Here is a 24,006-nt window from a genome sequence, read left to right as displayed (position 1 = left end):
AAGATTATCAGCATCACAAGTGGCCATGCGAGAAATCACATAGTCATTTGAGATTGCTGAGCCAAGTTTAGGGTTTCTTAAAAACCCAAGCAGTATTGAACTGAAGAGTTTGATCATGGCTCAGATTGAACGCTGGCGGCAGGCCTAACACATGCAAGTCGAGCGGATGACGGGAGCTTGCTCCTTGATTCAGCGGCGGACGGGTGAGTAATGCCTAGGAATCTGCCTGGTAGTGGGGGACAACGTTTCGAAAGGAACGCTAATACCGCATACGTCCTACGGGAGAAAGCAGGGGACCTTCGGGCCTTGCGCTATCAGATGAGCCTAGGTCGGATTAGCTAGTTGGTGGGGTAATGGCTCACCAAGGCGACGATCCGTAACTGGTCTGAGAGGATGATCAGTCACACTGGAACTGAGACACGGTCCAGACTCCTACGGGAGGCAGCAGTGGGGAATATTGGACAATGGGCGAAAGCCTGATCCAGCCATGCCGCGTGTGTGAAGAAGGTCTTCGGATTGTAAAGCACTTTAAGTTGGGAGGAAGGGCATTAACCTAATACGTTAGTGTTTTGACGTTACCGACAGAATAAGCACCGGCTAACTCTGTGCCAGCAGCCGCGGTAATACAGAGGGTGCAAGCGTTAATCGGAATTACTGGGCGTAAAGCGCGCGTAGGTGGTTTGTTAAGTTGGATGTGAAAGCCCCGGGCTCAACCTGGGAACTGCATCCAAAACTGGCAAGCTAGAGTACGGTAGAGGGTGGTGGAATTTCCTGTGTAGCGGTGAAATGCGTAGATATAGGAAGGAACACCAGTGGCGAAGGCGACCACCTGGACTGATACTGACACTGAGGTGCGAAAGCGTGGGGAGCAAACAGGATTAGATACCCTGGTAGTCCACGCCGTAAACGATGTCAACTAGCCGTTGGAATCCTTGAGATTTTAGTGGCGCAGCTAACGCATTAAGTTGACCGCCTGGGGAGTACGGCCGCAAGGTTAAAACTCAAATGAATTGACGGGGGCCCGCACAAGCGGTGGAGCATGTGGTTTAATTCGAAGCAACGCGAAGAACCTTACCAGGCCTTGACATGCAGAGAACTTTCCAGAGATGGATTGGTGCCTTCGGGAACTCTGACACAGGTGCTGCATGGCTGTCGTCAGCTCGTGTCGTGAGATGTTGGGTTAAGTCCCGTAACGAGCGCAACCCTTGTCCTTAGTTACCAGCACGTTATGGTGGGCACTCTAAGGAGACTGCCGGTGACAAACCGGAGGAAGGTGGGGATGACGTCAAGTCATCATGGCCCTTACGGCCTGGGCTACACACGTGCTACAATGGTCGGTACAGAGGGTTGCCAAGCCGCGAGGTGGAGCTAATCTCACAAAACCGATCGTAGTCCGGATCGCAGTCTGCAACTCGACTGCGTGAAGTCGGAATCGCTAGTAATCGCGAATCAGAATGTCGCGGTGAATACGTTCCCGGGCCTTGTACACACCGCCCGTCACACCATGGGAGTGGGTTGCACCAGAAGTAGCTAGTCTAACCTTCGGGAGGACGGTTACCACGGTGTGATTCATGACTGGGGTGAAGTCGTAACAAGGTAGCCGTAGGGGAACCTGCGGCTGGATCACCTCCTTAATCGACGACATCAGCCTGCTGATGAGCTCCCACACGAATTGCTTGATTCTTTGTATAAAGACGATGCTGTAACGCGACCCTGTTATAGGTCTGTAGCTCAGTTGGTTAGAGCGCACCCCTGATAAGGGTGAGGTCGGCAGTTCAAATCTGCCCAGACCTACCAATTACTTGGTGCGGCCTAGAAAATACGGGGCCATAGCTCAGCTGGGAGAGCGCCTGCCTTGCACGCAGGAGGTCAGCGGTTCGATCCCGCTTGGCTCCACCACTCTTTCAGGTTGTACAGCTTTCAGAACTTAGAAATGAACATTCGGTGATGAATGTTGATTTCTGACTTTTGTCAGATCGTTCTTTAAAAATTCGGATATGTGATAGAAATAGACTGAACACCAGTTTCACTGCTGGTGGATCAGGCTAAGGTAAAATTTGTGAGTTCTGCTCGAAAGAGCAACATGCGAATTTTCGGCGAATGTCGTCTTCACAGTATAACCAGATTGCTTGGGGTTATATGGTCAAGTGAAGAAGCGCATACGGTGGATGCCTTGGCAGTCAGAGGCGATGAAAGACGTGGTAGCCTGCGATAAGCTTTGGGGAGTCGGCAAACAGACTGTGATCCAGAGATCTCTGAATGGGGGAACCCACTCAGCACAAGCTGAGTATCTTGTACTGAATACATAGGTGCAAGAGGCGAACCAGGGGAACTGAAACATCTAAGTACCCTGAGGAAAAGAAATCAACCGAGATTCCCTTAGTAGTGGCGAGCGAACGGGGACCAGCCCTTAAGTTGATTTGAGATTAGTGGAACGCTCTGGAAAGTGCGGCCATAGTGGGTGATAGCCCCGTACACGAAAATCTCTTATCAATGAAATCGAGTAGGACGGAGCACGAGAAACTTTGTCTGAACATGGGGGGACCATCCTCCAAGGCTAAATACTACTGACTGACCGATAGTGAACCAGTACCGTGAGGGAAAGGCGAAAAGAACCCCGGAGAGGGGAGTGAAATAGAACCTGAAACCGTATGCGTACAAGCAGTGGGAGCCTACTTTGTTAGGTGACTGCGTACCTTTTGTATAATGGGTCAGCGACTTATATTCAGTGGCGAGCTTAACCGAATAGGGGAGGCGTAGCGAAAGCGAGTCTTAATAGGGCGTTTAGTCGCTGGGTATAGACCCGAAACCGGGCGATCTATCCATGGGCAGGTTGAAGGTTAGGTAACACTGACTGGAGGACCGAACCGACTACCGTTGAAAAGTTAGCGGATGACCTGTGGATCGGAGTGAAAGGCTAATCAAGCTCGGAGATAGCTGGTTCTCCTCGAAAGCTATTTAGGTAGCGCCTCATGTATCACTGTAGGGGGTAGAGCACTGTTTCGGCTAGGGGGTCATCCCGACTTACCAAACCGATGCAAACTCCGAATACCTACAAGTGCCGAGCATGGGAGACACACGGCGGGTGCTAACGTCCGTCGTGAAAAGGGAAACAACCCAGACCGTCAGCTAAGGTCCCAAAGTCATGGTTAAGTGGGAAACGATGTGGGAAGGCTTAGACAGCTAGGAGGTTGGCTTAGAAGCAGCCACCCTTTAAAGAAAGCGTAATAGCTCACTAGTCGAGTCGGCCTGCGCGGAAGATGTAACGGGGCTCAAACCATGCACCGAAGCTACGGGTATCACCTCTGGTGATGCGGTAGAGGAGCGTTCTGTAAGCCTGTGAAGGTGAGTTGAGAAGCTTGCTGGAGGTATCAGAAGTGCGAATGCTGACATGAGTAACGACAATGCGAGTGAAAAACTCGCACGCCGAAAGACCAAGGTTTCCTGCGCAACGTTAATCGACGCAGGGTTAGTCGGTCCCTAAGGCGAGGCTGAAAAGCGTAGTCGATGGAAAACAGGTTAATATTCCTGTACTTCCAGTTATTGCGATGGAGGGACGGAGAAGGCTAGGCCAGCTTGGCGTTGGTTGTCCAAGTTTAAGGTGGTAGGCCGAGATCTTAGGCAAATCCGGGATCTCAAGGCCGAGAGCTGATGACGAGTTGCCTTTAGGCGACGAAGTGGTTGATGCCATGCTTCCAAGAAAAGCTCCTAAGCTTCAGATAACTGGGAACCGTACCCCAAACCGACACAGGTGGTTAGGTAGAGAATACCAAGGCGCTTGAGAGAACTCGGGTGAAGGAACTAGGCAAAATGGCACCGTAACTTCGGGAGAAGGTGCGCCGGTGAGGGTGAAGGACTTGCTCCGTAAGCTCATGCCGGTCGAAGATACCAGGCCGCTGCGACTGTTTATTAAAAACACAGCACTCTGCAAACACGAAAGTGGACGTATAGGGTGTGACGCCTGCCCGGTGCCGGAAGGTTAATTGATGGGGTTAGCGCAAGCGAAGCTCTTGATCGAAGCCCCGGTAAACGGCGGCCGTAACTATAACGGTCCTAAGGTAGCGAAATTCCTTGTCGGGTAAGTTCCGACCTGCACGAATGGCGTAACGATGGCGGCGCTGTCTCCACCCGAGACTCAGTGAAATTGAAATCGCTGTGAAGATGCAGTGTATCCGCGGCTAGACGGAAAGACCCCGTGAACCTTTACTATAGCTTTGCACTGGACTTTGAATTTGCTTGTGTAGGATAGGTGGGAGGCTTTGAAGTGGGGACGCCAGTTCTCATGGAGCCATCCTTGAAATACCACCCTGGCAACTTTGAGGTTCTAACTCAGGTCCGTTATCCGGATCGAGGACAGTGTATGGTGGGTAGTTTGACTGGGGCGGTCTCCTCCCAAAGAGTAACGGAGGAGTACGAAGGTGCGCTCAGACCGGTCGGAAATCGGTCGTAGAGTATAAAGGCAAAAGCGCGCTTGACTGCGAGACAAACACGTCGAGCAGGTACGAAAGTAGGTCTTAGTGATCCGGTGGTTCTGTATGGAAGGGCCATCGCTCAACGGATAAAAGGTACTCCGGGGATAACAGGCTGATACCGCCCAAGAGTTCATATCGACGGCGGTGTTTGGCACCTCGATGTCGGCTCATCACATCCTGGGGCTGAAGCCGGTCCCAAGGGTATGGCTGTTCGCCATTTAAAGTGGTACGCGAGCTGGGTTTAGAACGTCGTGAGACAGTTCGGTCCCTATCTGCCGTGGACGTTTGAGATTTGAGAGGGGCTGCTCCTAGTACGAGAGGACCGGAGTGGACGAACCTCTGGTGTTCCGGTTGTCACGCCAGTGGCATTGCCGGGTAGCTATGTTCGGAAGAGATAACCGCTGAAAGCATCTAAGCGGGAAACTTGCCTCAAGATGAGATCTCACTGGGATCTTGAATCCCCTAAAGGGCCGTCGAAGACTACGACGTTGATAGGTTGGGTGTGTAAGCGCTGTGAGGCGTTGAGCTAACCAATACTAATTGCCCGTGAGGCTTGACCATATAACACCCAAGCAATTTGCTGCTGCAGATTGTGGTGGTGAAGATGATACGAACCGAAAGTTCGCAACGAACCACAAATATCGCATATCCGGATTCGCTGGGCTGTCCATCTGGACATTCTGGCTACAGAATTTCTTGACGACCATAGAGCATTGGAACCACCTGATCCCATCCCGAACTCAGTAGTGAAACGATGCATCGCCGATGGTAGTGTGGGGTTTCCCCATGTGAGAGTAGGTCATCGTCAAGATTCATTTCGCAAAACCCCTATCTGCGCGAGCAGGTAGGGGTTTTGTCTTTCCGGCTCTGTTGCTCGAAAGTCGGCTCCCACATTTCGAGCTGTATCACTAGAATAGAGCCCACGTATCTATTCAGAACCTCGAGATGCCCAACCCAGTCGAAACTCAAGCGCTAGAGCAGTTGCCGCTGGACGAGTTGGTCGCGTGCCATGAATGCGACCTGCTGATGCGCAAGCCCCAACTGCAACACAATGAGAAGGCCCAGTGCCCCCGCTGTGGTTATGAGCTGTACGCTCACCGGCACAACGTAGTCAACCGCAGCCTGGCACTGGCGCTGACCGCGCTGTTGCTGTTCGTGCCTGCCAACTTCCTGCCGATCATGCAGTTGCACCTGCTTGGCCAGACGTCAGACGACACGGTGTGGAGTGGCGTGCTGGGCTTGTACAACTCCGAAATGCGCGGTGTCGCTGTCGTGGTGTTCCTGTGCAGCATGGCGGTTCCATTTCTCAAACTGATGTGCCAGCTCTTGGTGCTACTGAGCATCCGCCTGAACGTTGGGCGTAGCTATGGGCTGCTGATTTATCGCATTTATCATCATTTGCGAGACTGGGGCATGCTTGAGGTCTACTTCATGGGCGTGCTGGTCGCCATCGTGAAACTGGTCGACCTTGCCGAGCTGACCATAGGGCTAGGGTTGTTTTGCTTCATCAGCCTGTTGCTGATCCAGGTTTGGCTTGAAGTGGTGATGTCTCCACACCAGATCTGGAGTGCGCTGTCGGGGGAGGATCTGCATGCGGGCGATTGATGCGGGCATTGTGGTCTGCAATGAGTGTCATGAACTGAATCGACAGGATCCCGAGAGCAAGTCGCAGGCCTGCACGCGCTGCGGCGCGATTGTGCATGCGCGTCGGCCCAACAGTATCGTCCGTACCTGGGCGCTGCTCATCGCTGCCTCGATCCTCTACATACCTGCCAACGTGCTGCCGATCATGACTGTCAGTACATTGGGGCAGGGCAGCCCGGACACGATCATGTCCGGCGTCATTACGCTGCTCAAGCATGGCATGGTGCCCATTGCCGCAGTAGTGTTCATTGCCAGTATTCTGGTGCCCACTTTCAAACTGGTGGGTATCGGTTTGTTGTTGTATTCGGTGCAGCGCCGCCAGCCGTTGTCAGCGCGGCAACGCATTTTGATGTATCGGTTCATCGAGTTCATAGGACGCTGGTCGATGCTGGACATCTTCGTCATCGCCATCTTGGTGGCGGTGGTGAATTTCGGCCGTATTGCCAGTGTCGAAGCCAACTTGGGCGCTGTCGCCTTCGCTACTGTGGTGATTCTCACGATGCTCGCTGCTTTAACTTTCGATCCCCGACTGATTTGGGATAACACGGAGTCGGATGACGACCATGAGTGACATGCCAACGGCTAAAACCCGGCCCGCCTCCAACTGGTCGGCCATCTGGATTCTGCCGCTGATCGCTTTGATGATTGGAGGGTGGCTGGCCTGGCAGGCCTACCGTGATGCGGGTGTAGAGATCGAAGTTCGTTTCGAGAGCGGTGAGGGTATCGTCGCCAACAAAACCGAAGTCATCTACAAAGGCATGCCTGTGGGCAAGGTCAAAAGCCTGGTGCTCGATGCCGAGGGTGAAAACCAAGGTGTCATCGCCACCATCGAGATGAACAAAGATGCAGAGCCTCACCTGACCAAGGGCACACGCTTCTGGCTGGTCAAGCCCAGTGTCACGCTGGCGGGTATCTCGGGTCTGGAGACCTTGGTGTCAGGCAATTACATTGCCGTCAGCCCGGGTGAAGGTGAGCGAACCAAGCGCTTCAAGGCATTGAAGGTGGCGCCACCGCTTTCGGACAGCGAACCGGGCCTGCACCTCACGCTCAAAGCAGACCGCCTGGGCTCGCTCAACCGCGACAGCCCTATATTCTACAAGCAGATCCAGGTTGGCCGGGTAAAGAGCTATCGCCTGTCAGAGGACCAGAGCACGGTCGAGGTCAAAGTGTTCATCGAGCCGGCTTATGCCAGCCTGGTGCGCAAACATACGCGCTTCTGGAATGCCAGCGGCATCAGCATCGATGCCGGGCTGTCGGGGGTAAAGGTACGCAGCGAGTCCCTCTCCAGCATCGTTGCGGGTGGCATCGCCTTCGCTACGCCGGAGCACCGCAAGGATAGCCCGCCAACCGACCCGAGCCTGCCGTTCCGCTTGTACGAAGACTTCGATGCCGCCCAGGCGGGTATCCGTGTGAAGGTCAAGCTGAGCGACTATGAGGGCCTGCAGGCGGGGCGCACCCCGGTCATGTACAAAGGCATTCAAGTCGGTTCGCTGAAGGCCCTGAAGATGGAGGACAACCTCGGCAGCGCAATGGCTGAACTGACCCTGGACCCCCTGACCGAAGACTATCTCGTCGATGGCACGCAGTTCTGGGTGGTCAAGCCTTCCATTTCCCTGGCGGGTATCACAGGCCTGGAGGCCTTGGTGAAGGGTAACTACATTGCCATCCGCCCCGGTGAAAAGGGGGCCGCCCCGCAGCGCGAGTTCGAAGCAAGGGCCAAGGCACCGCCGCTGGACCTCAAGGCGCCTGGGCTGCACATGGTGCTGTTCGCCGATACGCTGGGCTCGCTGGAGGTCGGCAGCCCGGTGATGTATCGCCAGGTCAAGGTGGGTAGCGTGCAGAGCTACCAGTTTGCCCGCAACAGCAGCCGCATCCTGATCGGAGTGCACATCGAAAAAGAGTACGAGAACCTGGTCAATGGCTCTTCTCGCTTCTGGAACGTCAGTGGCATCACCCTCACTGGTGGCCTGTCGGGCATCAAGATAAAGAGTGAGTCGCTGCAGACCCTGATGGCTGGTGGTATCGCCTTTGACACACCAACGCCGAACGTACCGCTCAAACGTCATATTCCAAGGTTCCGCCTGCATGAGAGCCAGGAGGCGGTAAACCGTGCCGGCACCCTGATTACCATCCGTGTAGACCGTGCTGACGGCCTCAAACCGGGCACGCCCATCCGTTTCCGTGGCCTGGATGTTGGCAGTATCGAGAGTGTCGACCTGACCAAGGACCTGCAGGCTGTGTTGCTGCGCGCACGTATCACCGAAGCGGCAGACCGCATCGCCCGTGCTGGCACGCAGTTCTGGGTGGTCAAGCCGGCCCTTGGCCTGGTGCGTACCGAAAACCTCGATACCCTGATTGGCGGGCAGTACCTGGAAGTGCAGCCGGCGGTAAAGGACAAAGGTCCGCAGCGTGATTTCATCGCCTTGGCTGACGCGCCTGAGGTCACCGGGGTGGAAGTCGGCCTGCCTTTGACGCTCAGCGCACCGCGCAGGGGGTCGATCAAGCCGGGCGTGCCGGTGACCTACCGCGAGGTCGCGGTGGGTAAGGTAACGGGCTTCGAATTGGGGCAGACGGCCGACCGCGTGCTCATTCATATCCTGATCGAGCCGCGCTATGCCGCACTGGTGCGCGGTGGCAGCCGGTTCTGGAATAGCAGCGGTTTCGGTTTCGACTGGGGCCTGTTCAAAGGCGCCACGGTGCGCACCGAGTCGCTGGAGACCCTCATCGACGGTGGGATTGCCTTCGCCACGCCCGATGGCGAGCAGATGGGCAACCCGGCGCGGCCGCAGCAGACCTTTGCCTTGTTCGACAAGCCTGAGGACGCCTGGCTACAGTGGGCCCCGAAGATTCAGATCGCCAAGTAGGGAAGGGGCCGCGCTGCGGCCCTCATTGATTGAATAAAGCAACCGTTTTGCCCACTTTCTAAAAGCCGGCGCAGTCCATGTGGGAGCCGGGCTTGCCGGCGATGGGCCGCAAAGCGGACCCAGATGCTCGCTGATCCCGACCAGCGTGCAGCTCCGTTATGGGGGCTGCTGCGCAGCCCATCGCCGGCAAGCCGGCTCCCACCTCGACCGTGCAGTTCTTCAGGCCTGGGCTTTACCTGAGCAAGCAACGGTCTTACCCATTTCTAAAGCTCGGCGCAAATCCCTGTGGGAGCCGGGCTTGCCGGCGATGAGGCCACAACAGGCGACACAAGCATCACCAAATCGCAGGCAATAAAAAACCGACCCTAGGGTCGGTTTTTCGACAAGCGTCGCTTAGGCAGCTGCAGCTTCTTTCAGCGCCTTGATGTGGCCATTCAGACGGCCTTTGTGGCGAGCAGCTTTGTTCTTGTGGATGATACCTTTGTCGGCCATACGGTCGATTACAGGTACAGCCAGAACGTAAGCGGCTTGCGCTTTTTCGGCGTCTTTTGCGTCGATGGCTTTGACTACATTCTTGATGTAGGTGCGGACCATGGAACGCAGGCTGGCGTTGTGGCTGCGACGCTTCTCAGCCTGTTTTGCACGTTTCTTGGCGGAAGGTGTGTTGGCCACCGTCGAGCTCCTCGAAAGACTTTAGGTAAATAGCAAACAAAATAGGCCGCGAATCATGCCGATCAGTTGAGCGGATGTCAAGGCCACCTGCAGGGTTCCGCCGAGCGGTGCACCAACAGGAGGGAAATATTCCTTTCTGCTGCACGACCTGTAAACTCGGGAATTTTTGGCTCCCCTGCGAAGGCGCGGGAGTATCGCACATTCGGACGCTGTCTGGCAGCGTCCTCTGCCCTTGGCGTGAATCTTTTCGATGAACCTGCTCAAATCCCTGGCTGCAGTCAGCTCCATCACCATGATTTCCCGGGTGTTGGGGTTCGTGCGTGACACCATCCTGGCCCGTGTCTTCGGCGCCGGCATCGCTACCGACGCCTTTTTCATCGCCTTCAAGCTGCCCAACCTGCTGCGGCGGATTTTTGCCGAGGGGGCCTTTTCCCAGGCGTTCGTACCAATCCTTGCCGAATACAAGACCCAGCAGGGCGAGGAGGCGACGCGCACTTTCATTGCCTATGTCAGCGGCCTGCTGACGGTGGTCCTGGCCCTGGTGACGGTGATTGGCGTGCTAGCGGCACCCTGGGTGGTCTGGGCTACCGCCCCCGGGTTTGTGGACAATGCCGAGAAATACCAGCTGACCACCGACCTGCTGCGGGTGACCTTTCCTTATATATTGCTGATCTCACTGTCGTCACTGGTCGGCGCGATCCTCAATACCTGGAACCGTTTCTCGGTCCCGGCCTTCACGCCGACCCTGCTCAACGTGGCGATGATCATCTTCGCCCTGCTGCTCACGCCGTATTTCGACCCGCCCATCATGGCGCTGGCCTGGGGCGTGCTGGCCGGTGGCCTGGCGCAGTTGCTGTACCAGCTGCCGGCACTCAAGAAAATCGGCATGCTCGTGCTGCCGCGCCTGAACCTGCGTGACACAGGCGTGTGGCGTGTGCTCAAACAGATGCTGCCGGCCATCCTCGGTGTTTCGGTCAGCCAGATTTCGTTGATCATCAACACCATCTTCGCCTCTTTCCTGGTGGCCGGATCGGTGTCCTGGATGTACTACGCCGACCGCCTCATGGAGCTGCCCTCGGGCGTACTTGGCGTGGCCCTTGGCACCATTTTGCTGCCGACCCTGGCCAAGACCTACGCCAACAAGGACCGCGAGGAGTATTCGCGGATTCTCGACTGGGGCCTGCGCCTGTGCTTCCTGCTCGTGCTCCCCTGCACGCTGGCCCTGGCGATACTCGCCGAGCCGCTGACCGTTGCCTTGTTCCAGTACGGCAAGTTCAGCGCCTACGACGCGGCGATGACCCAACGGGCACTGATCGCCTATTCGGTAGGCCTGCTGGCGATCATTCTGGTCAAGGTGCTGGCACCGGGCTTCTATGCGCAGCAGAATATTCGTACACCCGTGCGGATCGCGATCTTCACCCTCATCTGCACCCAGCTGTTCAACCTGGCCCTGGTCGGCCCGCTGCAGCACGCCGGCCTGGCTTTGGCGATCAGCCTGGGCGCCTGCCTGAATGCGGGCCTGCTGTTCTGGAAGCTGCGCAGCCAGCAGCTGTTCCAGCCGCAGCCGGGCTGGACGCTGTTCCTGCTCAAGCTGGTACTGGCGGTGGCGCTGATGGTGGTCGTACTGCTGGTGGGCATGCATTACCTGCCTGCGTGGGAGCAAGGCAACATGTTCGAGCGTTTCGTCCGCCTTGGGGCACTGATCACGGCCGGCATCGTGACCTATTTCGGTTGCCTTTACCTCTGCGGCTTCAGGCCCCGGCATTTCGCCCGTAAGGCCCTGCACTGAGCTACAAGGCGGGTCAGGCGTCGGTTTTTCGTTTTCCACGCCGCACCCAGGCGCTGCTGCCTGTCACCAGCGCCCGGGTGTGGTTATAATCGGCCACTTTATGAGCAAGAAGCGCGTTATGCAGCTGGTTCGAGGTCTTCACAACCTGCGCCCCGAGCACCGGGGCTGTGTCGCCACCATTGGCAACTTCGACGGGGTTCACCGCGGCCACCAGGCGATCCTGGCGCGTCTGCGCGAGCGTGGCCAAGCGCTTGGCCTGCCTACGTGCGTGGTGATCTTCGAGCCGCAGCCGCGCGAGTACTTCGCTGCGGACACCGCGCCGGCTCGCCTGGCGCGCCTGCGCGACAAAATCGAGCTGTTGGCTGGCGAAGGTATCGACAGGGTCTTGTGCCTGGCGTTCAACCAGCGCCTGAGCCAACTCAGCGCCGACGAATTCGTCAAGGCGATCCTGGTCGACGGCCTGGGCGTGCGCCACCTAGAAGTGGGCGACGACTTCCGCTTTGGCTGCGACCGCGCGGGCGATTTCACCTTCCTGGTCGAAGCCGGCAAGCAGTACGGCTTCACCGTCGAGGCCGCCAACACGGTGATCCAGGACGGCTTGCGGGTCAGCAGCACCGAGGTGCGCCAGGCGTTGTCCGAAGGCAACTTCGAGCTCGCCGAGCACTTGCTGGGCCGCCCTTACAGCATTACCGGGCGCGTATTGCACGGCCAGAAGCTGGCCCGCCAGCTCGGCACGCCCACCGCCAACATCCAGCTCAAGCGGCGTCGTGTGCCGTTGTCCGGGGTCTACCTGGCCAGCATCGAAATCGACGGCAAGGCCTGGCCCGGGGTTGGCAATATCGGGGTGCGCCCCACCGTGGCCGGTGACGGCCGCCCGCACCTTGAAATTCATCTACTGGATTATGCCGGCGATCTGTATGGCCGGCGCCTGACGGTGGAATTCCACCACAAGCTGCGTGAAGAGCAGCGATTCGCCTCCCTGGAGGCGCTGAAGTCGGCGATCGATGCGGATATCGCCGCCGCACGTGCACATTGGCACGCTCAACCGCTAACGAAGAGCCTGAAATGACCGACTACAAAGCCACGCTAAACCTTCCGGACACCGCCTTCCCCATGAAGGCCGGCCTGCCTCAGCGCGAACCGCAGATCCTGCAGCGCTGGGACAGCATTGGCCTGTACCAGAAGCTGCGCGAAATTGGCAAGGATCGTCCGAAGTTCGTCCTGCACGACGGCCCGCCCTATGCCAACGGCAAGATTCACATCGGTCATGCGCTGAACAAGATTCTCAAGGACATGATCGTCCGCTCCAAGACCCTCTCGGGCTTCGACGCGCCTTACGTGCCGGGTTGGGACTGCCACGGCCTGCCGATCGAACACAAGGTCGAAGTCACCCACGGCAAGCACCTGACCGCCGACCGCACCCGTGAGCTGTGCCGCGAATACGCTGCCGAACAGATCGAAGGGCAGAAGACCGAGTTCATCCGCCTGGGTGTACTGGGCGACTGGGACAACCCGTACAAGACCATGAACTTCGCCAACGAGGCCGGTGAAATCCGTGCCTTGGCCGAAATGGTCAAGCAGGGCTTCGTGTTCAAGGGCCTCAAGCCAGTGAACTGGTGCTTCGATTGCGGCTCCGCGCTCGCAGAAGCCGAGGTCGAATACGCCGACAAGAAGTCGCAGACCATCGATGTGGCCTTCCCGGTCGCCGACGCCGACAAACTGGCTGCCGCCTTCGGCCTGCCGGCCTTGGCCAAGCCCGCTGCCATCGTGATCTGGACCACCACCCCGTGGACCATCCCCGCCAACCAGGCGCTGAACATCCACCCGGAGTTCAAGTACGCGCTGGTCGATACCGGCGAGCGTCTGCTGGTGCTGGCCGAAGAGCTGGTCGAGTCGTGCCTCAAGCGCTACGACCTGGAAGGCTCGGTCATCGCCACCGCCCAAGGCTCGGCCCTGGAGCTGGTCAACTTCCGCCACCCCTTCTACGACCGTCTGTCGCCGATCTACCTGGCCGACTATGTCGAGCTGGGAGCAGGTACCGGTGTGGTCCACTCCGCGCCAGCCTACGGTGAAGACGACTTTGTCACCTGCAAGCGCTACGGCATGGTCAACGACGACATCCTCACGCCGGTGCAGAGCAACGGTGTGTACGTCGAGTCGCTGGAGTTCTTTGGCGGCCAGTTCATCTGGAAGGCCAACCCGGCCATCGTCGAGAAGCTGAGCGAAGTCGGTGCGCTGATGCATACCGAAACCATCAGCCACAGCTACATGCACTGCTGGCGCCACAAGACCCCGCTGATCTACCGCGCCACCGCGCAGTGGTTCGTGGGCATGGACAAGCAGCCCAACACCGGCGAGCCGCTGCGTGAGCGCGCGCTCAAAGCCATCGAAGACACCCAGTTCGTCCCGGCCTGGGGCCAGGCGCGCCTGCACTCGATGATCGCCAACCGCCCGGACTGGTGCATCTCGCGTCAGCGCAACTGGGGTGTGCCGATCCCGTTCTTCCTGCACAAGCAGACCGGTGAACTGCACCCGCGCACCGTCGAACTGATGGAAGCGGTGGCCAAGCGTGTCGAGCAGGAAGGTATCGAGGCCTGGTTCAAGCTGGACGCTGCCGAACTGCTCGGTGATGAAGCCGGCCAGTACGACAAGATCACCGACACCCTGGACGTGTGGTTCGACTCTGGCACCACCCACTGGCACGTATTGCGCGGCTCGCATGACATCGGCCACGCCACCGGCCCGCGTGCGGACCTGTACCTGGAAGGCTCCGACCAGCACCGTGGCTGGTTCCATTCCTCGTTGCTGACCGGTTGCGCCATCGACAACCACGCGCCGTATCGCGAACTGCTGACCCACGGCTTCACCGTGGACGAAAGCGGTCGCAAGATGTCCAAGTCGCTGGGCAACACCATCGAGCCGGAAAAAGTCAACAACACCCTGGGTGCCGACATCCTGCGCCTGTGGGTCTCGGCTACCGACTATTCGGGTGAGATGGCCGTTTCCGAGCAGATCCTGCAGCGCAGCGCCGACGCCTACCGCCGTATCCGCAACACCGCACGCTTCCTGCTTTCCAACCTGTCCGGCTTCGACCCGGCCCGCGATCTGCTGGCCCCGGAAGATATGCTGGCCCTGGACCGCTGGGCAGTGGACCGTACCCTGCTGCTGCAGCGCGAGCTGGAAGAGCACTACAGCGAGTACCGCTTCTGGAATGTCTACTCGAAGATCCACAACTTCTGCGTGCAGGAGCTGGGCGGCTTCTACCTCGACATCATCAAGGACAGGCAGTACACCACCGGCGCCAACAGTGTTGCACGTCGCTCCTGCCAGACCGCGCTGTACCACATCAGCGAAGCGCTGGTGCGCTGGATCGCGCCGATCCTGGCCTTCACCGCCGATGAAATCTGGCAGTACCTGCCGGGCGAGCGCAACGAGTCGGTCATGCTCAACGGCTGGTACCAGGGCCTGGCCGAGCTGCCCGAAGGCACCGAGCTGGATCGCGCTTACTGGGACCGCGTGATGGCGGTCAAGGCTGCGGTCAACAAGGAGCTGGAAAACCAGCGCGCCGCCAAGGTCATCGGTGGCAACCTGCAGGCCGAGGTCACCTTGTTCGCCGAAGAAGGCCTTAGCGCCGACCTGGGCAAGCTGGGCGATGAGCTGCGCTTCGTTCTCATCACCTCCGCTGCCAGCGTGGTGCCGTTCGCCCAGGCGCCGGCCGATGCCGTGGCCACCGAAGTCGAAGGCCTCAAGCTGAAAGTGGTCAAGTCTGGCCACACCAAGTGCGGCCGCTGCTGGCACTTCCGCGCCGACGTCGGCAGCCATCCGGAGCACCCGGAAATCTGCAGCCGTTGCGTCGACAACCTGAGCGGTTCCGGTGAGGTGCGCCACTATGCCTAACCCTGCAGTGGGGCGCTTCGGGCGCCTTGCATGGCTCTGGCTCAGCCTGCTGGTCCTGGTCGTTGACCAGGCCACCAAGCTGTATTTCAACAACGCCCTGAGCATGTACCAGCAGATCGTGGTCATTCCTGACTACTTCAGCTGGACCCTTGCCTACAACACCGGCGCGGCGTTCAGCTTCCTGGCCGACAGCTCTGGCTGGCAGCGCTGGCTGTTCGCCCTGATCGCCGTGGTGGTCAGCGCCGTGCTGGTGGTCTGGCTCAAGCGCCTGGGGCGCAACGAGACCTGGCTGGCCGTGGCGCTGGCACTGGTGCTCGGTGGCGCGCTGGGCAACCTGTACGACCGCATCGTGCTGGGCCATGTGGTGGATTTCATCCTGGTGCACTGGAAGAACGTTCATCACTTCCCGGCCTTCAATGTGGCCGACAGTGCCATCACCGTTGGTGCGGTGATGCTGGCGCTGGATATGTTCAAGAGCAAGAAGTCTGAGGATCCGGTCCATGACTGACACCCGTATCGGCCAGAACACCGAAGTTACCCTGCACTTCGCGCTGCACCTGGAAAACGGCGATACCGTCGACAGCACGTTCGACAAGGCCCCAGCCACCTTCAAGGTCGGCGACGGCAACCTGCTGCCGGGCTTCGAGTCCGCACTGTTCGGCTTCAAGGCCGGTGACAAGCGCACGGTCGTGGTTGCCCCGGAGAATGCCTTCGGCCAGCCTAACCCGCAGAACGTACAGGTCATGCCACGGTCCCAGTTCGAGGGCATGGAATTGTCCGAAGGGCTGCTGATCATTTTCAACGATGCCGCCAACACCGAATTGCCCGGTGTGGTCAAAGCGTTCGATGACAACCAGGTGACCATCGACTTCAATCACCCACTGGCAGGCAAGACCCTTACCTTCGAGGTGGAGATCCTCGAGGTGAAGGCCCTGTAAGCCTGGAGCCGAGCATGCAAATCAAACTCGCCAACCCTCGCGGTTTCTGCGCAGGGGTCGACCGGGCGATCGAGATCGTCAACCGTGCGCTGGAAGTCTTCGGCCCACCGATCTACGTGCGCCATGAAGTGGTGCACAACAAGTTCGTGGTGGAAGACCTGCGCAGCCGTGGCGCCATCTTCGTCGAGGAACTGGATCAGGTACCGGACGACGTCATCGTCATTTTCAGTGCCCATGGTGTTTCCCAGGCCGTGCGCCAGGAAGCCGCCGGTCGCGGCCTGAAAGTGTTCGATGCCACCTGCCCGCTGGTGACCAAGGTGCATATCGAGGTCGCCAAGTACAGCCGTGACGGTCGCGAGTGCATCCTGATCGGCCATGAAGGGCACCCGGAAGTCGAAGGCACCATGGGGCAATACGACGCCAGCAACGGCGGCGCCATCTACCTGGTCGAAGACGAGGACGATGTGGCCCAACTGCAAGTGCGCGACCCGGACAACCTGGCGTTTGTCACCCAGACCACGCTGTCTATGGACGATACCAGCCGTGTCATCGATGCCCTGCGTACGCGCTTCCCGAACATCGGCGGCCCGCGCAAGGACGACATCTGCTACGCCACCCAGAACCGCCAGGACGCCGTCAAGCAACTGGCCGGTGAGTGTGACGTGGTGCTGGTGGTGGGCAGCCCCAACAGTTCCAACTCCAACCGCCTGCGTGAGTTGGCCGAGCGCATGGGTACCCCGGCCTACCTCATCGATGGTGCCGAGGACATGCAACGCGGCTGGTTCGACCAGGCGGCACGGATCGGTATAACTGCCGGCGCTTCGGCCCCGGAAGTGCTGGTGCGGGGCGTGATCGACCAGCTCAAGGCCTGGGGTGCCACGGGCGCCGAAGAGCTCGATGGGCGCCCGGAGAACATCACGTTCTCCATGCCCAAAGAGCTCCGGGTGCGTTCACTGATCTGATCAGCGGCCTGCGCACAGGGAATCTTCCGCTTCTCCCGTGCGCAGGCTGACCCTACCGCTGGTCGCCAGCACAACATGATGCCGGCTGGTTGCAGACGAACCCTCACAGACCTCAAGCCGCCCCCCAGACAAGTTGTTGTTCTTTCCCAGCGGCACACCCAGTGCGCTGAACCTTATCTGGCTCCCAGTATTGGCCTTCACCCGCTGGGGCCGAGCCGGTCGGTACTCGCGCAGCAACTGCTGGTTATGCTCCAGCAGTACGCGCCAACCTTTGCCCCAATCATCATCCAAAGGCTGGACCACCACCGCCTGGCTCTGCAGGGCCGCGTGGCCGCGTGCGCTACGCAGCGTCTGGGCCAAGTTGCGGGCCACTGCTGCCCTGTGCAGCTCATCGCTCAATTTCGCGTAGGCCGGCACGCCAAGCTGGGTCAGCAGCGCCGCCATAGCCAGCCCGAACATCATTTGTATCAGTGTTACGCCCTGTTGCTTCACCGTGCATTCCTCCCTGGAAGTGCTTGGCTGTAGCTTCAGGCTCGGTAGGCAAGAGGTCCAGTCGAGCAGGTGCAAGGCAATTGCGGGAAATATCGCAGGAGGTGCAGGGATGCACACGAATCAACGGGGCATGACGCTTCTGGAGGTACTGTTGGCCGTAGCGGTCGTGGCACTGGGCATGTTCGCCGCTGCAGGGTTGCAGCTTCAGGCATTGCAGGCCACTGACAGCGCGCGCCGCGACATGCTGGATGCGTTGGGCGCGCATACGTTGCTTGAACGGGGCCGGGCCGCGGGCACACTGACGGTGCCGAGGCCATGAGGCGTAAGCAAGGTGGCTTCGGCCTGGTCGAAGCGCTGCTTGCGCTGGCCATCGGCCTGATGCTGCTGACTGCAGCCAGCCACCTTTTCATCTCGGCCCACCAGGGCTGGCGCCTTCAATCTGCGGCGCTGCGCATGCAGGCGGACGCCCGTCTGGCATTGCTGCGCATGGCTCAGGATATCCGTATGGCGGGCATGTTCGGTTGTTTGCGCCTGAGGCCTGAGGACTTCAAGGACCCATCTGCGCGGGATGCTTTTGCGCGGCCTGTGCTGGTTGGCCCGGCAAGCCTGAGCCTGGTAGTGGCAGAACTGCCAGGGCACCCCGGGGTCCCGGACTGGACCTTGCTCACCGATTGCGTCAAGAGCGCCGAGGTGCAGAAGGGGCGTGCGAACAGCGCGAGCTTGCCGTTGGCCTTTCCTATCAGCCGGCACCACTACCAACTCTACGACGGCACGCTGAGGTTCGTGCGGCGCAACAACCCTCAGCCATTGGTCGACCACGTGCGTGAACTGCACATTGAGTCTGCCGAAACCGCCGAGGGGCAGCGGGTAGATGTGCAACTGACATTGTTCGATCCTGATCTGGGCATCGAACAGCGTTACGGCATGAGTGTGGCGGTCCGCAATCCGGTTGCCCGGCCATGAAGCGCCAGCGTGGCATGGTCCTGCTGCTGGCGCTGGTGTTCAGCCTTTTGCTTGGCCTGCTGACGGCTTCGGCGTTGCGCGATGCCTTGGTGGAAGCGCGCATGGTCGGCTACCTGCGCGAGGGTTTGCAGGCACTCGATCAGGCCGAAGCCACGCTGCTGGTCGCAGAGGCCGAACTGCAGCGCGCGCCCCCTGGGTTGTGCCAGGCGTGCCTGCCACCCCCGCGCGCGCATGACTTGCCGGGGCAATGGCAAGCCAGCCAGAGCGGTTACTTCCAACTGCAGAACCTTGGCCAGACAACCCTGGCCGCGCATCGGCCGGGGGATGAGCCCGTCACGCTTTACCGAGTGACCGCAGTCAGCCGGCAACTCGCGGCCAGGCAAGTGCTGGAGGCGGTGTATGCCGTGCCAGCGGCTCAAACACAGGCGCCGCAGCGGATTCTGTGGCGGCAGAGACTGAAGGGAGACTGACATGCAGCAAGGCCTGAGCCTGATCGAACTGTTGATTGTCGTGGCTGTCACCGGCATTCTGGCAGCCATTGCCTACCCCAGTTACAGCGACCAGCTCAGGCGAGCCGCACGCAGCGAAGTGGTTGGCCTGCTGCATGACGCTGCCCTGCGCCTGGAACACCACCGCGTACGCACCGGCCAATACGCCGAGGGCGAACCGGTACTGCCCGTTGGCAACCGCCATTACAGCCTGCATGCCGAACGTGGCAGCGATACCTTCACGCTGCGTGCACGGCGGCTGCCGCATGGTTTGATGGCCGATGACCGCTGCGGTGATTTTCAGCTCGACCAGGCCGGTGTACAGAGCAATCCGGGTGGCACCGTGGCCATTGCGCGCTGCTGGGGAAGCTGAAGATTGAATGATGCCCGTGCATCGCGGTTTTACTTCAGGTGTTGGATCGACAGATGAACAAGCAAGTAGTGGTGGTCGGCGGCGGGGTGATCGGCCTGCTGACGGCGTTCAACCTGGCTGCGAAGGTCGGCCAGGTAGTGGTATGTGATCAGGCCGAGGTCGGGCGTGAATCGTCTTGGGCGGGCGGCGGCATCGTCTCGCCGCTTTACCCTTGGCGCTACAGCCAGGCAGTCACCGCGCTGGCGCACTGGTCGCAGGACTTTTATCCACAGCTGGGGGAACACCTGTTCTCCAGCACCGGTATCGACCCGCAAGTCCACACCACCGGCTTGTACTGGCTCGATCTGGACGACGAGGCCGAGGCGCTGGCCTGGGCGGCGCGCGAGCAGCGGCCGCTCAGCCCTGTGGATATCTCGGCGGCCTACGACGCGGTCCCCGTACTGGGCCCAGGCTTCAAGCGCGCCATCTACATGGCAGGCGTGGCCAATGTACGCAACCCCCGGCTGGTCAAGGCGCTGAAGGCGGCGCTGCTGGCACTGCCCAACGTGACCTTGCGCGAGCACTGCCAGATCACCGGCTTTGTTCGCGACGGTGAGCGCGTGACTGGCGTGCAGACGGCAGACGGCGTGCTGCAGGCCGATGATGTCGTGCTCAGCGCGGGCGCCTGGAGCGGCGACCTGCTGCGCACGCTGGGGCTTGAGCTGCCGGTGGAGCCGGTGAAGGGCCAGATGATCCTGTTCAAGTGCGCTGCGGACTTCTTGCCGAGCATGGTGCTGGCCAAGGGGCGCTATGCGATCCCGCGCCGTGACGGGCACATTCTGGTGGGCAGCACGCTGGAGCATGCCGGGTACGACAAGACCCCGACCGAGGAGGCACTGGCGAGCCTCAAGGCTTCGGCGGTGGAACTGTTGCCGGAGCTTGCCGATGCCACCGTGGTGGCGCACTGGGCCGGGCTGCGGCCGGGGTCGCCTGAAGGTATTCCGTACATCGGCCAGGTGCCGGGGCATGACGGGTTGTGGTTGAACTGCGGGCATTACCGCAATGGGTTGGTGCTGGCGCCGGCATCGTGCCAGTTGTTCACTGATTTGCTGACGGGGGGCGAGCCTATCATTGACCCGTCGCCTTATGCCCCGGCCGGGCGTCTGGGCTGATATCGCCTGGGCCGCTGGGCGGCCCAATCGCCGGCAAGCCGACCCCACAGGTTGTGCACCTGTTTTGAATGTTACGTAGTGCCTGTGGGCGGTACTGGCTCAGTTTTGCTGGCTTGGCCCCTGCTGAAGGTGCGCCTGGCTGCAATACCACTGGCTGCCTTGCTGCAGCGCCCGGTCATTGGGCAGGTGTACGCCGCAGTGGGCGCAGCGCACCATCTTCAGCGGGTCGTCGAGTTTCGGCTCGGACGGCGACTGCTGGCTGATCTTGAATTTACGCCACAGCCAGAACGCGGCGGCGATCAGGGCGATCCAGAAAAGTAGGCGAACCATGGTGTCCAGCTTGTCTATTGATTGAGGCGATAGTCTAGGGCGCGGCCAATAAAAAAGGGAGACCTCAGTCTCCCTTTCTCGTACCCCGTTGGATCAGTCGAACAGACCAAAGGTCATGTAGCTGAACCAGGAACGGTCTTTCTCGGCTTCCTTTGGCCCTTCCGGCAGGATCGGGTCGCCGTTTTCATCTTTGGGCAGCAGGTCCTGCGGCATCTCGGAGCGGGCATCCTGGAACTGGCGGACCACGTCCTGGTTGGCGCGGGTTTCACCTGGTGGCAGCGGGGCGTCGGTCTCGATCAGGCCCAAGGTGGCCTTGGACAGCCAGCCGCGGCCGTCAGATTCGGTCTGCTTGGGCTGGAACTCGCCATCGACCAGGCTCGGGTGGTCAGGGTAGTTGAGCTTGAGGGTTTCCAGGCTGGTGGCGGCCAGTTCGTCCAGGTGCATCTTCTGGTACGCCTCGACCATCACGGCCAGGCCGTCGCCGACCGATGGGGTTTCCTGGAAGTTTTCCACCACGTAGCGGCCACGGTTGGCGGCTGCCACGTAAGCCTGGCGGCTCAGGTAGTAGTCGGCCACATGGATTTCATAAGACGCCAGCAGGTTGCGCAGGTAGATCATGCGCTGCTTGGCGTCCGGGGCGTAGCGGCTGTTGGGGAAGCGGCTGGTCAGCTGGGCGAACTCGTTGTACGAGTCGCGGGCGGCACCCGGGTCACGCTTGGTCATGTCCAGCGGCAGGAAGCGCGCCACCAGGCCGCGGTCCTGGTCGAACGAGGTCAGGCCTTTGAGGTAGTAGGCGTAGTCGACGTTCGGGTGCTGCGGGTGCAGGCGGATGAAGCGCTCGGCAGCCGACTTGGCAGCCTCGGGCTCTGAGTTCTTGTAGTTGGCGTAGATCAGCTCGAGCTGCGCCTGGTCGGCGTAACGGCCGAACGGGTAGCGCGATTCCAGGGCCTTGAGCTTGTTCACGGCGCTGTTGTAGCTGGAGTTGTCCAGATCAGCCTGGGCCTGCTGATACAGCTCGGCCTCGCTGAGGTTCTCGTCAATGACCTCTTTATTAGAGGAACAGGCCGCGGTAAGCCCGAGGATGGCGATCAGCAGCAGGTGTTTCACTTGCATAGCGGCTTGCGTCCCTTTGACGGCCGCTGTCTTGGGCGGTGCCGTCCTGTTATGATGAGCGCCCCGGCCAACCCCGGGACAAAAGAAGCCGTATTTAACCACAAGCTCGCAGCCGAAACCAAAGGCTGTGCGCCCGCCGAATCGAGCATGTCCGAGATCATTCAACTTAGCGCAGAGGTACCGTCCGAACTGGGCGGTCAACGCCTCGACCAGGTCGCCGCCCAATTGTTCGCCGAGTACTCGCGTTCGCGGCTTACTTCGTGGATCAAAGAGGGCCGCCTGACGGTCGATGGCGCCGTCGTGCGCCCTCGAGACACCGTCCATGGTGGCTCTGTGCTTGCACTTGAGGCCGAGCAAGAGGCCCAGGGCGAGTGGATCGCCGAAGACATCGAGCTGGACATCGTCTACGAAGACGACCAGATCATGGTGATCAACAAGCCGGCCGGGCTGGTCGTGCACCCGGCTGCCGGGCACGCCAGTGGCACATTGCTCAACGCCTTGCTGCACCATGTGCCGGATATCGTCAACGTACCGCGCGCTGGCATTGTCCATCGCCTGGACAAAGACACCACCGGCCTGATGGTCGTGGCCAAGACCTTGCAGGCGCAGACCAAGCTGGTCGAGCAGCTGCAAAGCCGTACGGTCAGCCGGATCTACGAGTGCATCGTGATCGGCGTGGTGACTGCCGGCGGCAAGATCAACGCCCCGATCGGCCGTCACGGTGGCGCACGCCAGCGCATGGCGGTGACCGAAGGCGGCAAGCCGGCGGTCAGCCACTACCGTGTGCTCAAGCGCTTCCGTTCGCACACCCACGTGCGGGTCAAGCTGGAAACCGGCCGTACTCACCAGATCCGTGTGCACATGGCCCATGTTGGTTTCCCGCTGGTCGGTGACCAGACCTACGGCGGCCGCTTCCGCATCCCGCCGGCAGCCAGCCCGACCATGGTCGAGGCGGTCAAGACCTTCCCGCGCCAGGCCCTGCACGCACGCTTCCTGGCGCTGGACCACCCCACTACCGGTGAGCGCATGGAGTGGGCGTCGGAGCTGCCGGATGATTTCGTCTGGTTGCTGTCGCTGCTGAACCAGGACCGCGAGGCGTTTATCGGATGAGTGGCCTGGCGCAGGCGCTGCTGTTCCCCGACTGGCCCGCACCGGCCACGGTTCGCGCCTGTGTCACGACCCGCCAGGGCGGCGTCAGCTTGCCGCCCTACGCATCTTTCAACCTCGGTGATCACGTGGGCGACGACCCCCTTGCGGTCGCCGAGAACCGCCGCCGCCTGAGCGACGAATTCGTCATTCAGCCCGCCTGGCTCAAGCAGGTGCACGGACTGGCCGTGGCGGATGCCGACCCCTCGGTGGTCGCCGAAGCCGACGCCAGCTGGACCGACCAGCCAGGCATTGCCTGCACCGTAATGACCGCCGACTGCCTGCCCGTGCTGTTCTGCGACCGCGCAGGCACCCGTGTGGCTGCCGCGCATGCCGGCTGGCGCGGGCTGGCCGGTGGCGTGCTGGAAGCCACGCTGGAGCGCCTGGCATTGCCGCCTGAAGAGGTGCTGGTGTGGTTGGGGCCTGCCATCGGCCCGCAAGCATTCGAAGTGGGCCTGGAGGTACGGGATGCCTTCACCGCCGTGCACCCAGAGGCTGCCAAGGCTTTTGTCGAGGGTGAGCGGCCGGGCAAGCTGATGGCCGACATCTATGCACTGGCGCGCATTCGCCTGGCGGCGCGCGGCGTTACTGCCGTCTATGGTGGTGGCCTGTGCACCGTCAGTGATGCACGGTTCTTCTCTTATCGCCGTACCCCGCAGGGCGGGCGATTCGCTTCGCTGGTCTGGCTGGCCCCGCACTGATTGGCTGGCAC

The 24,006-nt window shown here is 60.3% G+C and carries 20 protein-coding genes, 2 tRNA genes and 3 rRNA genes; 21 read left to right on the top strand and 4 right to left on the bottom strand.

Going from position 1 to position 24,006, the window contains the following annotated elements; genetic code table 11:
• The first annotated feature begins 97 nt into the window (after positions 1 to 97).
• The 8 genes from OSW16_RS23620 (at position 98) to OSW16_RS23585 (ending at position 8,980) form a co-directional block, all read left to right on the top strand.
• Positions 98 to 1,634: ribosomal RNA gene (locus OSW16_RS23620) — 16S ribosomal RNA — on the top strand.
• An 86-nt stretch (positions 1,635 to 1,720) separates the two neighbouring features.
• A tRNA-Ile gene (locus tag OSW16_RS23615) sits at positions 1,721 to 1,797 on the top strand.
• A 26-nt stretch (positions 1,798 to 1,823) separates the two neighbouring features.
• Positions 1,824 to 1,899: transfer RNA gene (locus OSW16_RS23610), tRNA-Ala, on the top strand.
• A 242-nt stretch (positions 1,900 to 2,141) separates the two neighbouring features.
• Positions 2,142 to 5,033 (top strand): 23S ribosomal RNA (locus tag OSW16_RS23605).
• A 134-nt stretch (positions 5,034 to 5,167) separates the two neighbouring features.
• A 5S ribosomal RNA gene (rrf, locus tag OSW16_RS23600) occupies positions 5,168 to 5,283 on the top strand.
• Together the 16S, 23S and 5S rRNA genes with 2 tRNA genes alongside form the textbook arrangement of a ribosomal RNA operon.
• A 134-nt stretch (positions 5,284 to 5,417) precedes the next feature.
• Positions 5,418 to 6,077 carry a paraquat-inducible protein A gene (locus OSW16_RS23595; RefSeq protein ID WP_267818936.1) on the top strand — a complete coding sequence of 220 codons (660 nt, stop codon included), beginning with the start codon at positions 5,418 to 5,420 and terminating at the stop codon, positions 6,075 to 6,077.
• Positions 6,064 to 6,687: a paraquat-inducible protein A gene (locus OSW16_RS23590; protein ID WP_267818934.1), complete on the top strand. Its 624-nt coding sequence runs from the start codon at positions 6,064 to 6,066 to the stop codon at positions 6,685 to 6,687. The genes OSW16_RS23595 and OSW16_RS23590 overlap by 14 nt, the downstream gene beginning before the upstream one ends.
• Positions 6,680 to 8,980 carry a PqiB family protein gene (locus OSW16_RS23585; protein WP_267818932.1) on the top strand — a complete coding sequence of 767 codons (2,301 nt, stop codon included), beginning with the start codon at positions 6,680 to 6,682 and terminating at the stop codon, positions 8,978 to 8,980. The genes OSW16_RS23590 and OSW16_RS23585 overlap by 8 nt, the downstream gene beginning before the upstream one ends.
• A 393-nt stretch (positions 8,981 to 9,373) precedes the next feature.
• On the opposite strand, the gene rpsT is transcribed toward OSW16_RS23585, so the two are convergent.
• Positions 9,374 to 9,652 carry a 30S ribosomal protein S20 gene (rpsT, locus tag OSW16_RS23580; RefSeq protein WP_003247625.1) on the bottom strand — a complete coding sequence of 93 codons (279 nt, stop codon included), beginning with the start codon at positions 9,650 to 9,652 and terminating at the stop codon, positions 9,374 to 9,376.
• 250 nt (positions 9,653 to 9,902) lie between these two features.
• Here rpsT and murJ point away from each other — a divergent pair, with 250 nt between their 5' ends.
• The 6 genes from murJ to ispH all read left to right on the top strand — a co-directional run bounded on the left by murJ (position 9,903) and on the right by ispH (position 17,238).
• Entirely contained in the window at positions 9,903 to 11,441 is a 1,539-nt protein-coding gene (gene murJ / locus OSW16_RS23575) for a murein biosynthesis integral membrane protein MurJ (protein WP_267818930.1), read from the top strand.
• A gap of 118 nt (positions 11,442 to 11,559) precedes the next feature.
• A complete protein-coding gene (gene ribF, locus OSW16_RS23570) occupies positions 11,560 to 12,510 on the top strand; it encodes a bifunctional riboflavin kinase/FAD synthetase (protein ID WP_267818927.1) in 951 nt (316 codons plus the stop codon).
• Positions 12,507 to 15,338 carry an isoleucine--tRNA ligase gene (gene ileS / locus OSW16_RS23565; protein ID WP_267818925.1) on the top strand — a complete coding sequence of 944 codons (2,832 nt, stop codon included), beginning with the start codon at positions 12,507 to 12,509 and terminating at the stop codon, positions 15,336 to 15,338. Before ribF ends, ileS begins: the two co-directional genes overlap by 4 nt.
• Complete coding sequence (gene lspA, locus OSW16_RS23560; protein WP_241807161.1) at positions 15,331 to 15,846, top strand: signal peptidase II; 516 nt, start codon at positions 15,331 to 15,333, stop codon at positions 15,844 to 15,846. The genes ileS and lspA overlap by 8 nt, the downstream gene beginning before the upstream one ends.
• Positions 15,839 to 16,276, top strand: a complete 438-nt coding sequence (gene fkpB, locus OSW16_RS23555; RefSeq protein ID WP_103445784.1) for an FKBP-type peptidyl-prolyl cis-trans isomerase — start codon at positions 15,839 to 15,841, stop codon at positions 16,274 to 16,276. The genes lspA and fkpB overlap by 8 nt, the downstream gene beginning before the upstream one ends.
• A gap of 14 nt (positions 16,277 to 16,290) precedes the next feature.
• Complete coding sequence (ispH, locus tag OSW16_RS23550; RefSeq protein ID WP_241807162.1) at positions 16,291 to 17,238, top strand: 4-hydroxy-3-methylbut-2-enyl diphosphate reductase; 948 nt, start codon at positions 16,291 to 16,293, stop codon at positions 17,236 to 17,238.
• Here the strand turns inward: ispH and OSW16_RS23545 are convergent, their stop codons facing one another.
• Complete coding sequence (locus tag OSW16_RS23545; RefSeq protein ID WP_267824105.1) at positions 17,239 to 17,730, bottom strand: GspH/FimT family pseudopilin; 492 nt, start codon at positions 17,728 to 17,730, stop codon at positions 17,239 to 17,241. It abuts the gene before it with no gap.
• A gap of 109 nt (positions 17,731 to 17,839) precedes the next feature.
• On the opposite strand from OSW16_RS23545, the gene OSW16_RS23540 reads away from it, so the two are divergent.
• The 5 genes from OSW16_RS23540 to thiO are packed head-to-tail and all read left to right on the top strand — an operon-like array spanning position 17,840 to position 20,705.
• Complete coding sequence (locus tag OSW16_RS23540; RefSeq protein WP_267818913.1) at positions 17,840 to 18,049, top strand: prepilin-type N-terminal cleavage/methylation domain-containing protein; 210 nt, start codon at positions 17,840 to 17,842, stop codon at positions 18,047 to 18,049.
• Complete coding sequence (locus OSW16_RS23535) at positions 18,046 to 18,693, top strand: PilW family protein (RefSeq protein WP_267818911.1); 648 nt, start codon at positions 18,046 to 18,048, stop codon at positions 18,691 to 18,693. The genes OSW16_RS23540 and OSW16_RS23535 overlap by 4 nt, the downstream gene beginning before the upstream one ends.
• Entirely contained in the window at positions 18,690 to 19,163 is a 474-nt protein-coding gene (locus tag OSW16_RS23530) for a hypothetical protein (protein ID WP_267818909.1), read from the top strand. The genes OSW16_RS23535 and OSW16_RS23530 overlap by 4 nt, the downstream gene beginning before the upstream one ends.
• A 1-nt stretch (position 19,164) precedes the next feature.
• The gene (locus OSW16_RS23525) at positions 19,165 to 19,554 is read left to right on the top strand and encodes a type IV pilin protein (RefSeq protein WP_267818907.1); all 390 of its coding nucleotides are present in this window, start codon (positions 19,165 to 19,167) and stop codon (positions 19,552 to 19,554) included.
• Between the two features lie 53 nt (positions 19,555 to 19,607).
• Positions 19,608 to 20,705, top strand: a complete 1,098-nt coding sequence (gene thiO, locus OSW16_RS23520) for a glycine oxidase ThiO (RefSeq protein WP_267818905.1) — start codon at positions 19,608 to 19,610, stop codon at positions 20,703 to 20,705.
• Between the two features lie 99 nt (positions 20,706 to 20,804).
• Here the strand turns inward: thiO and OSW16_RS23515 are convergent, their stop codons facing one another.
• Both OSW16_RS23515 and OSW16_RS23510 read right to left on the bottom strand, forming a co-directional pair.
• On the bottom strand, positions 20,805 to 21,035 hold the full coding sequence (locus OSW16_RS23515) for a PP0621 family protein (RefSeq protein WP_241807169.1): 231 nt from the start codon (positions 21,033 to 21,035) through the stop codon (positions 20,805 to 20,807).
• A 93-nt stretch (positions 21,036 to 21,128) separates the two neighbouring features.
• Positions 21,129 to 22,148 carry an outer membrane protein assembly factor BamD gene (locus OSW16_RS23510; RefSeq protein ID WP_039602970.1) on the bottom strand — a complete coding sequence of 340 codons (1,020 nt, stop codon included), beginning with the start codon at positions 22,146 to 22,148 and terminating at the stop codon, positions 21,129 to 21,131.
• A 147-nt stretch (positions 22,149 to 22,295) separates the two neighbouring features.
• Here OSW16_RS23510 and rluD point away from each other — a divergent pair, with 147 nt between their 5' ends.
• Positions 22,296 to 23,258 (top strand): 23S rRNA pseudouridine(1911/1915/1917) synthase RluD, encoded by a 963-nt coding sequence (gene rluD / locus OSW16_RS23505; protein ID WP_241807170.1) that lies wholly within the window; start codon positions 22,296 to 22,298, stop codon positions 23,256 to 23,258.
• The gene (gene pgeF, locus OSW16_RS23500; RefSeq protein WP_267818901.1) at positions 23,255 to 23,995 is read left to right on the top strand and encodes a peptidoglycan editing factor PgeF; all 741 of its coding nucleotides are present in this window, start codon (positions 23,255 to 23,257) and stop codon (positions 23,993 to 23,995) included. The genes rluD and pgeF overlap by 4 nt, the downstream gene beginning before the upstream one ends.
• Positions 23,996 to 24,006: the final 11 nt, after the last annotated feature.

The organism is Pseudomonas putida (genome assembly GCF_026625125.1).
GTDB classification, from domain to species: Bacteria; Pseudomonadota; Gammaproteobacteria; order Pseudomonadales; family Pseudomonadaceae; genus Aquipseudomonas; species Aquipseudomonas putida_X.
The sequence above is the reverse complement of the archived record's forward strand: the minus strand, read 5'-3'. Positions and strand labels throughout refer to the sequence as shown.

What these genes read in the sequence shown, in the direction of transcription:
- OSW16_RS23530 (WP_267818909.1), top strand. Translation starts at nt 18,690, where the DNA reads ATGAAGCGCCAGCGTGGCATGGTCCTGCTGCTGGCGCTGGTGTTCAGC.
- thiO (WP_267818905.1), top strand. Translation starts at nt 19,608, where the DNA reads ATGAACAAGCAAGTAGTGGTGGTCGGCGGCGGGGTGATCGGCCTGCTG.
- OSW16_RS23540 (WP_267818913.1), top strand. Translation starts at nt 17,840, where the DNA reads ATGCACACGAATCAACGGGGCATGACGCTTCTGGAGGTACTGTTGGCC.
- murJ (WP_267818930.1), top strand. Translation starts at nt 9,903, where the DNA reads ATGAACCTGCTCAAATCCCTGGCTGCAGTCAGCTCCATCACCATGATT.
- OSW16_RS23510 (WP_039602970.1), bottom strand. Translation starts at nt 22,148, where the DNA reads ATGCAAGTGAAACACCTGCTGCTGATCGCCATCCTCGGGCTTACCGCG.
- pgeF (WP_267818901.1), top strand. Translation starts at nt 23,255, where the DNA reads ATGAGTGGCCTGGCGCAGGCGCTGCTGTTCCCCGACTGGCCCGCACCG.
- ispH (WP_241807162.1), top strand. Translation starts at nt 16,291, where the DNA reads ATGCAAATCAAACTCGCCAACCCTCGCGGTTTCTGCGCAGGGGTCGAC.
- OSW16_RS23525 (WP_267818907.1), top strand. Translation starts at nt 19,165, where the DNA reads ATGCAGCAAGGCCTGAGCCTGATCGAACTGTTGATTGTCGTGGCTGTC.
- OSW16_RS23585 (WP_267818932.1), top strand. Translation starts at nt 6,680, where the DNA reads ATGAGTGACATGCCAACGGCTAAAACCCGGCCCGCCTCCAACTGGTCG.
- fkpB (WP_103445784.1), top strand. Translation starts at nt 15,839, where the DNA reads ATGACTGACACCCGTATCGGCCAGAACACCGAAGTTACCCTGCACTTC.
- OSW16_RS23595 (WP_267818936.1), top strand. Translation starts at nt 5,418, where the DNA reads ATGCCCAACCCAGTCGAAACTCAAGCGCTAGAGCAGTTGCCGCTGGAC.
- ribF (WP_267818927.1), top strand. Translation starts at nt 11,560, where the DNA reads ATGCAGCTGGTTCGAGGTCTTCACAACCTGCGCCCCGAGCACCGGGGC.
- ileS (WP_267818925.1), top strand. Translation starts at nt 12,507, where the DNA reads ATGACCGACTACAAAGCCACGCTAAACCTTCCGGACACCGCCTTCCCC.
- OSW16_RS23515 (WP_241807169.1), bottom strand. Translation starts at nt 21,035, where the DNA reads ATGGTTCGCCTACTTTTCTGGATCGCCCTGATCGCCGCCGCGTTCTGG.
- lspA (WP_241807161.1), top strand. Translation starts at nt 15,331, where the DNA reads ATGCCTAACCCTGCAGTGGGGCGCTTCGGGCGCCTTGCATGGCTCTGG.
- rluD (WP_241807170.1), top strand. Translation starts at nt 22,296, where the DNA reads ATGTCCGAGATCATTCAACTTAGCGCAGAGGTACCGTCCGAACTGGGC.
- OSW16_RS23590 (WP_267818934.1), top strand. Translation starts at nt 6,064, where the DNA reads ATGCGGGCGATTGATGCGGGCATTGTGGTCTGCAATGAGTGTCATGAA.
- OSW16_RS23535 (WP_267818911.1), top strand. Translation starts at nt 18,046, where the DNA reads ATGAGGCGTAAGCAAGGTGGCTTCGGCCTGGTCGAAGCGCTGCTTGCG.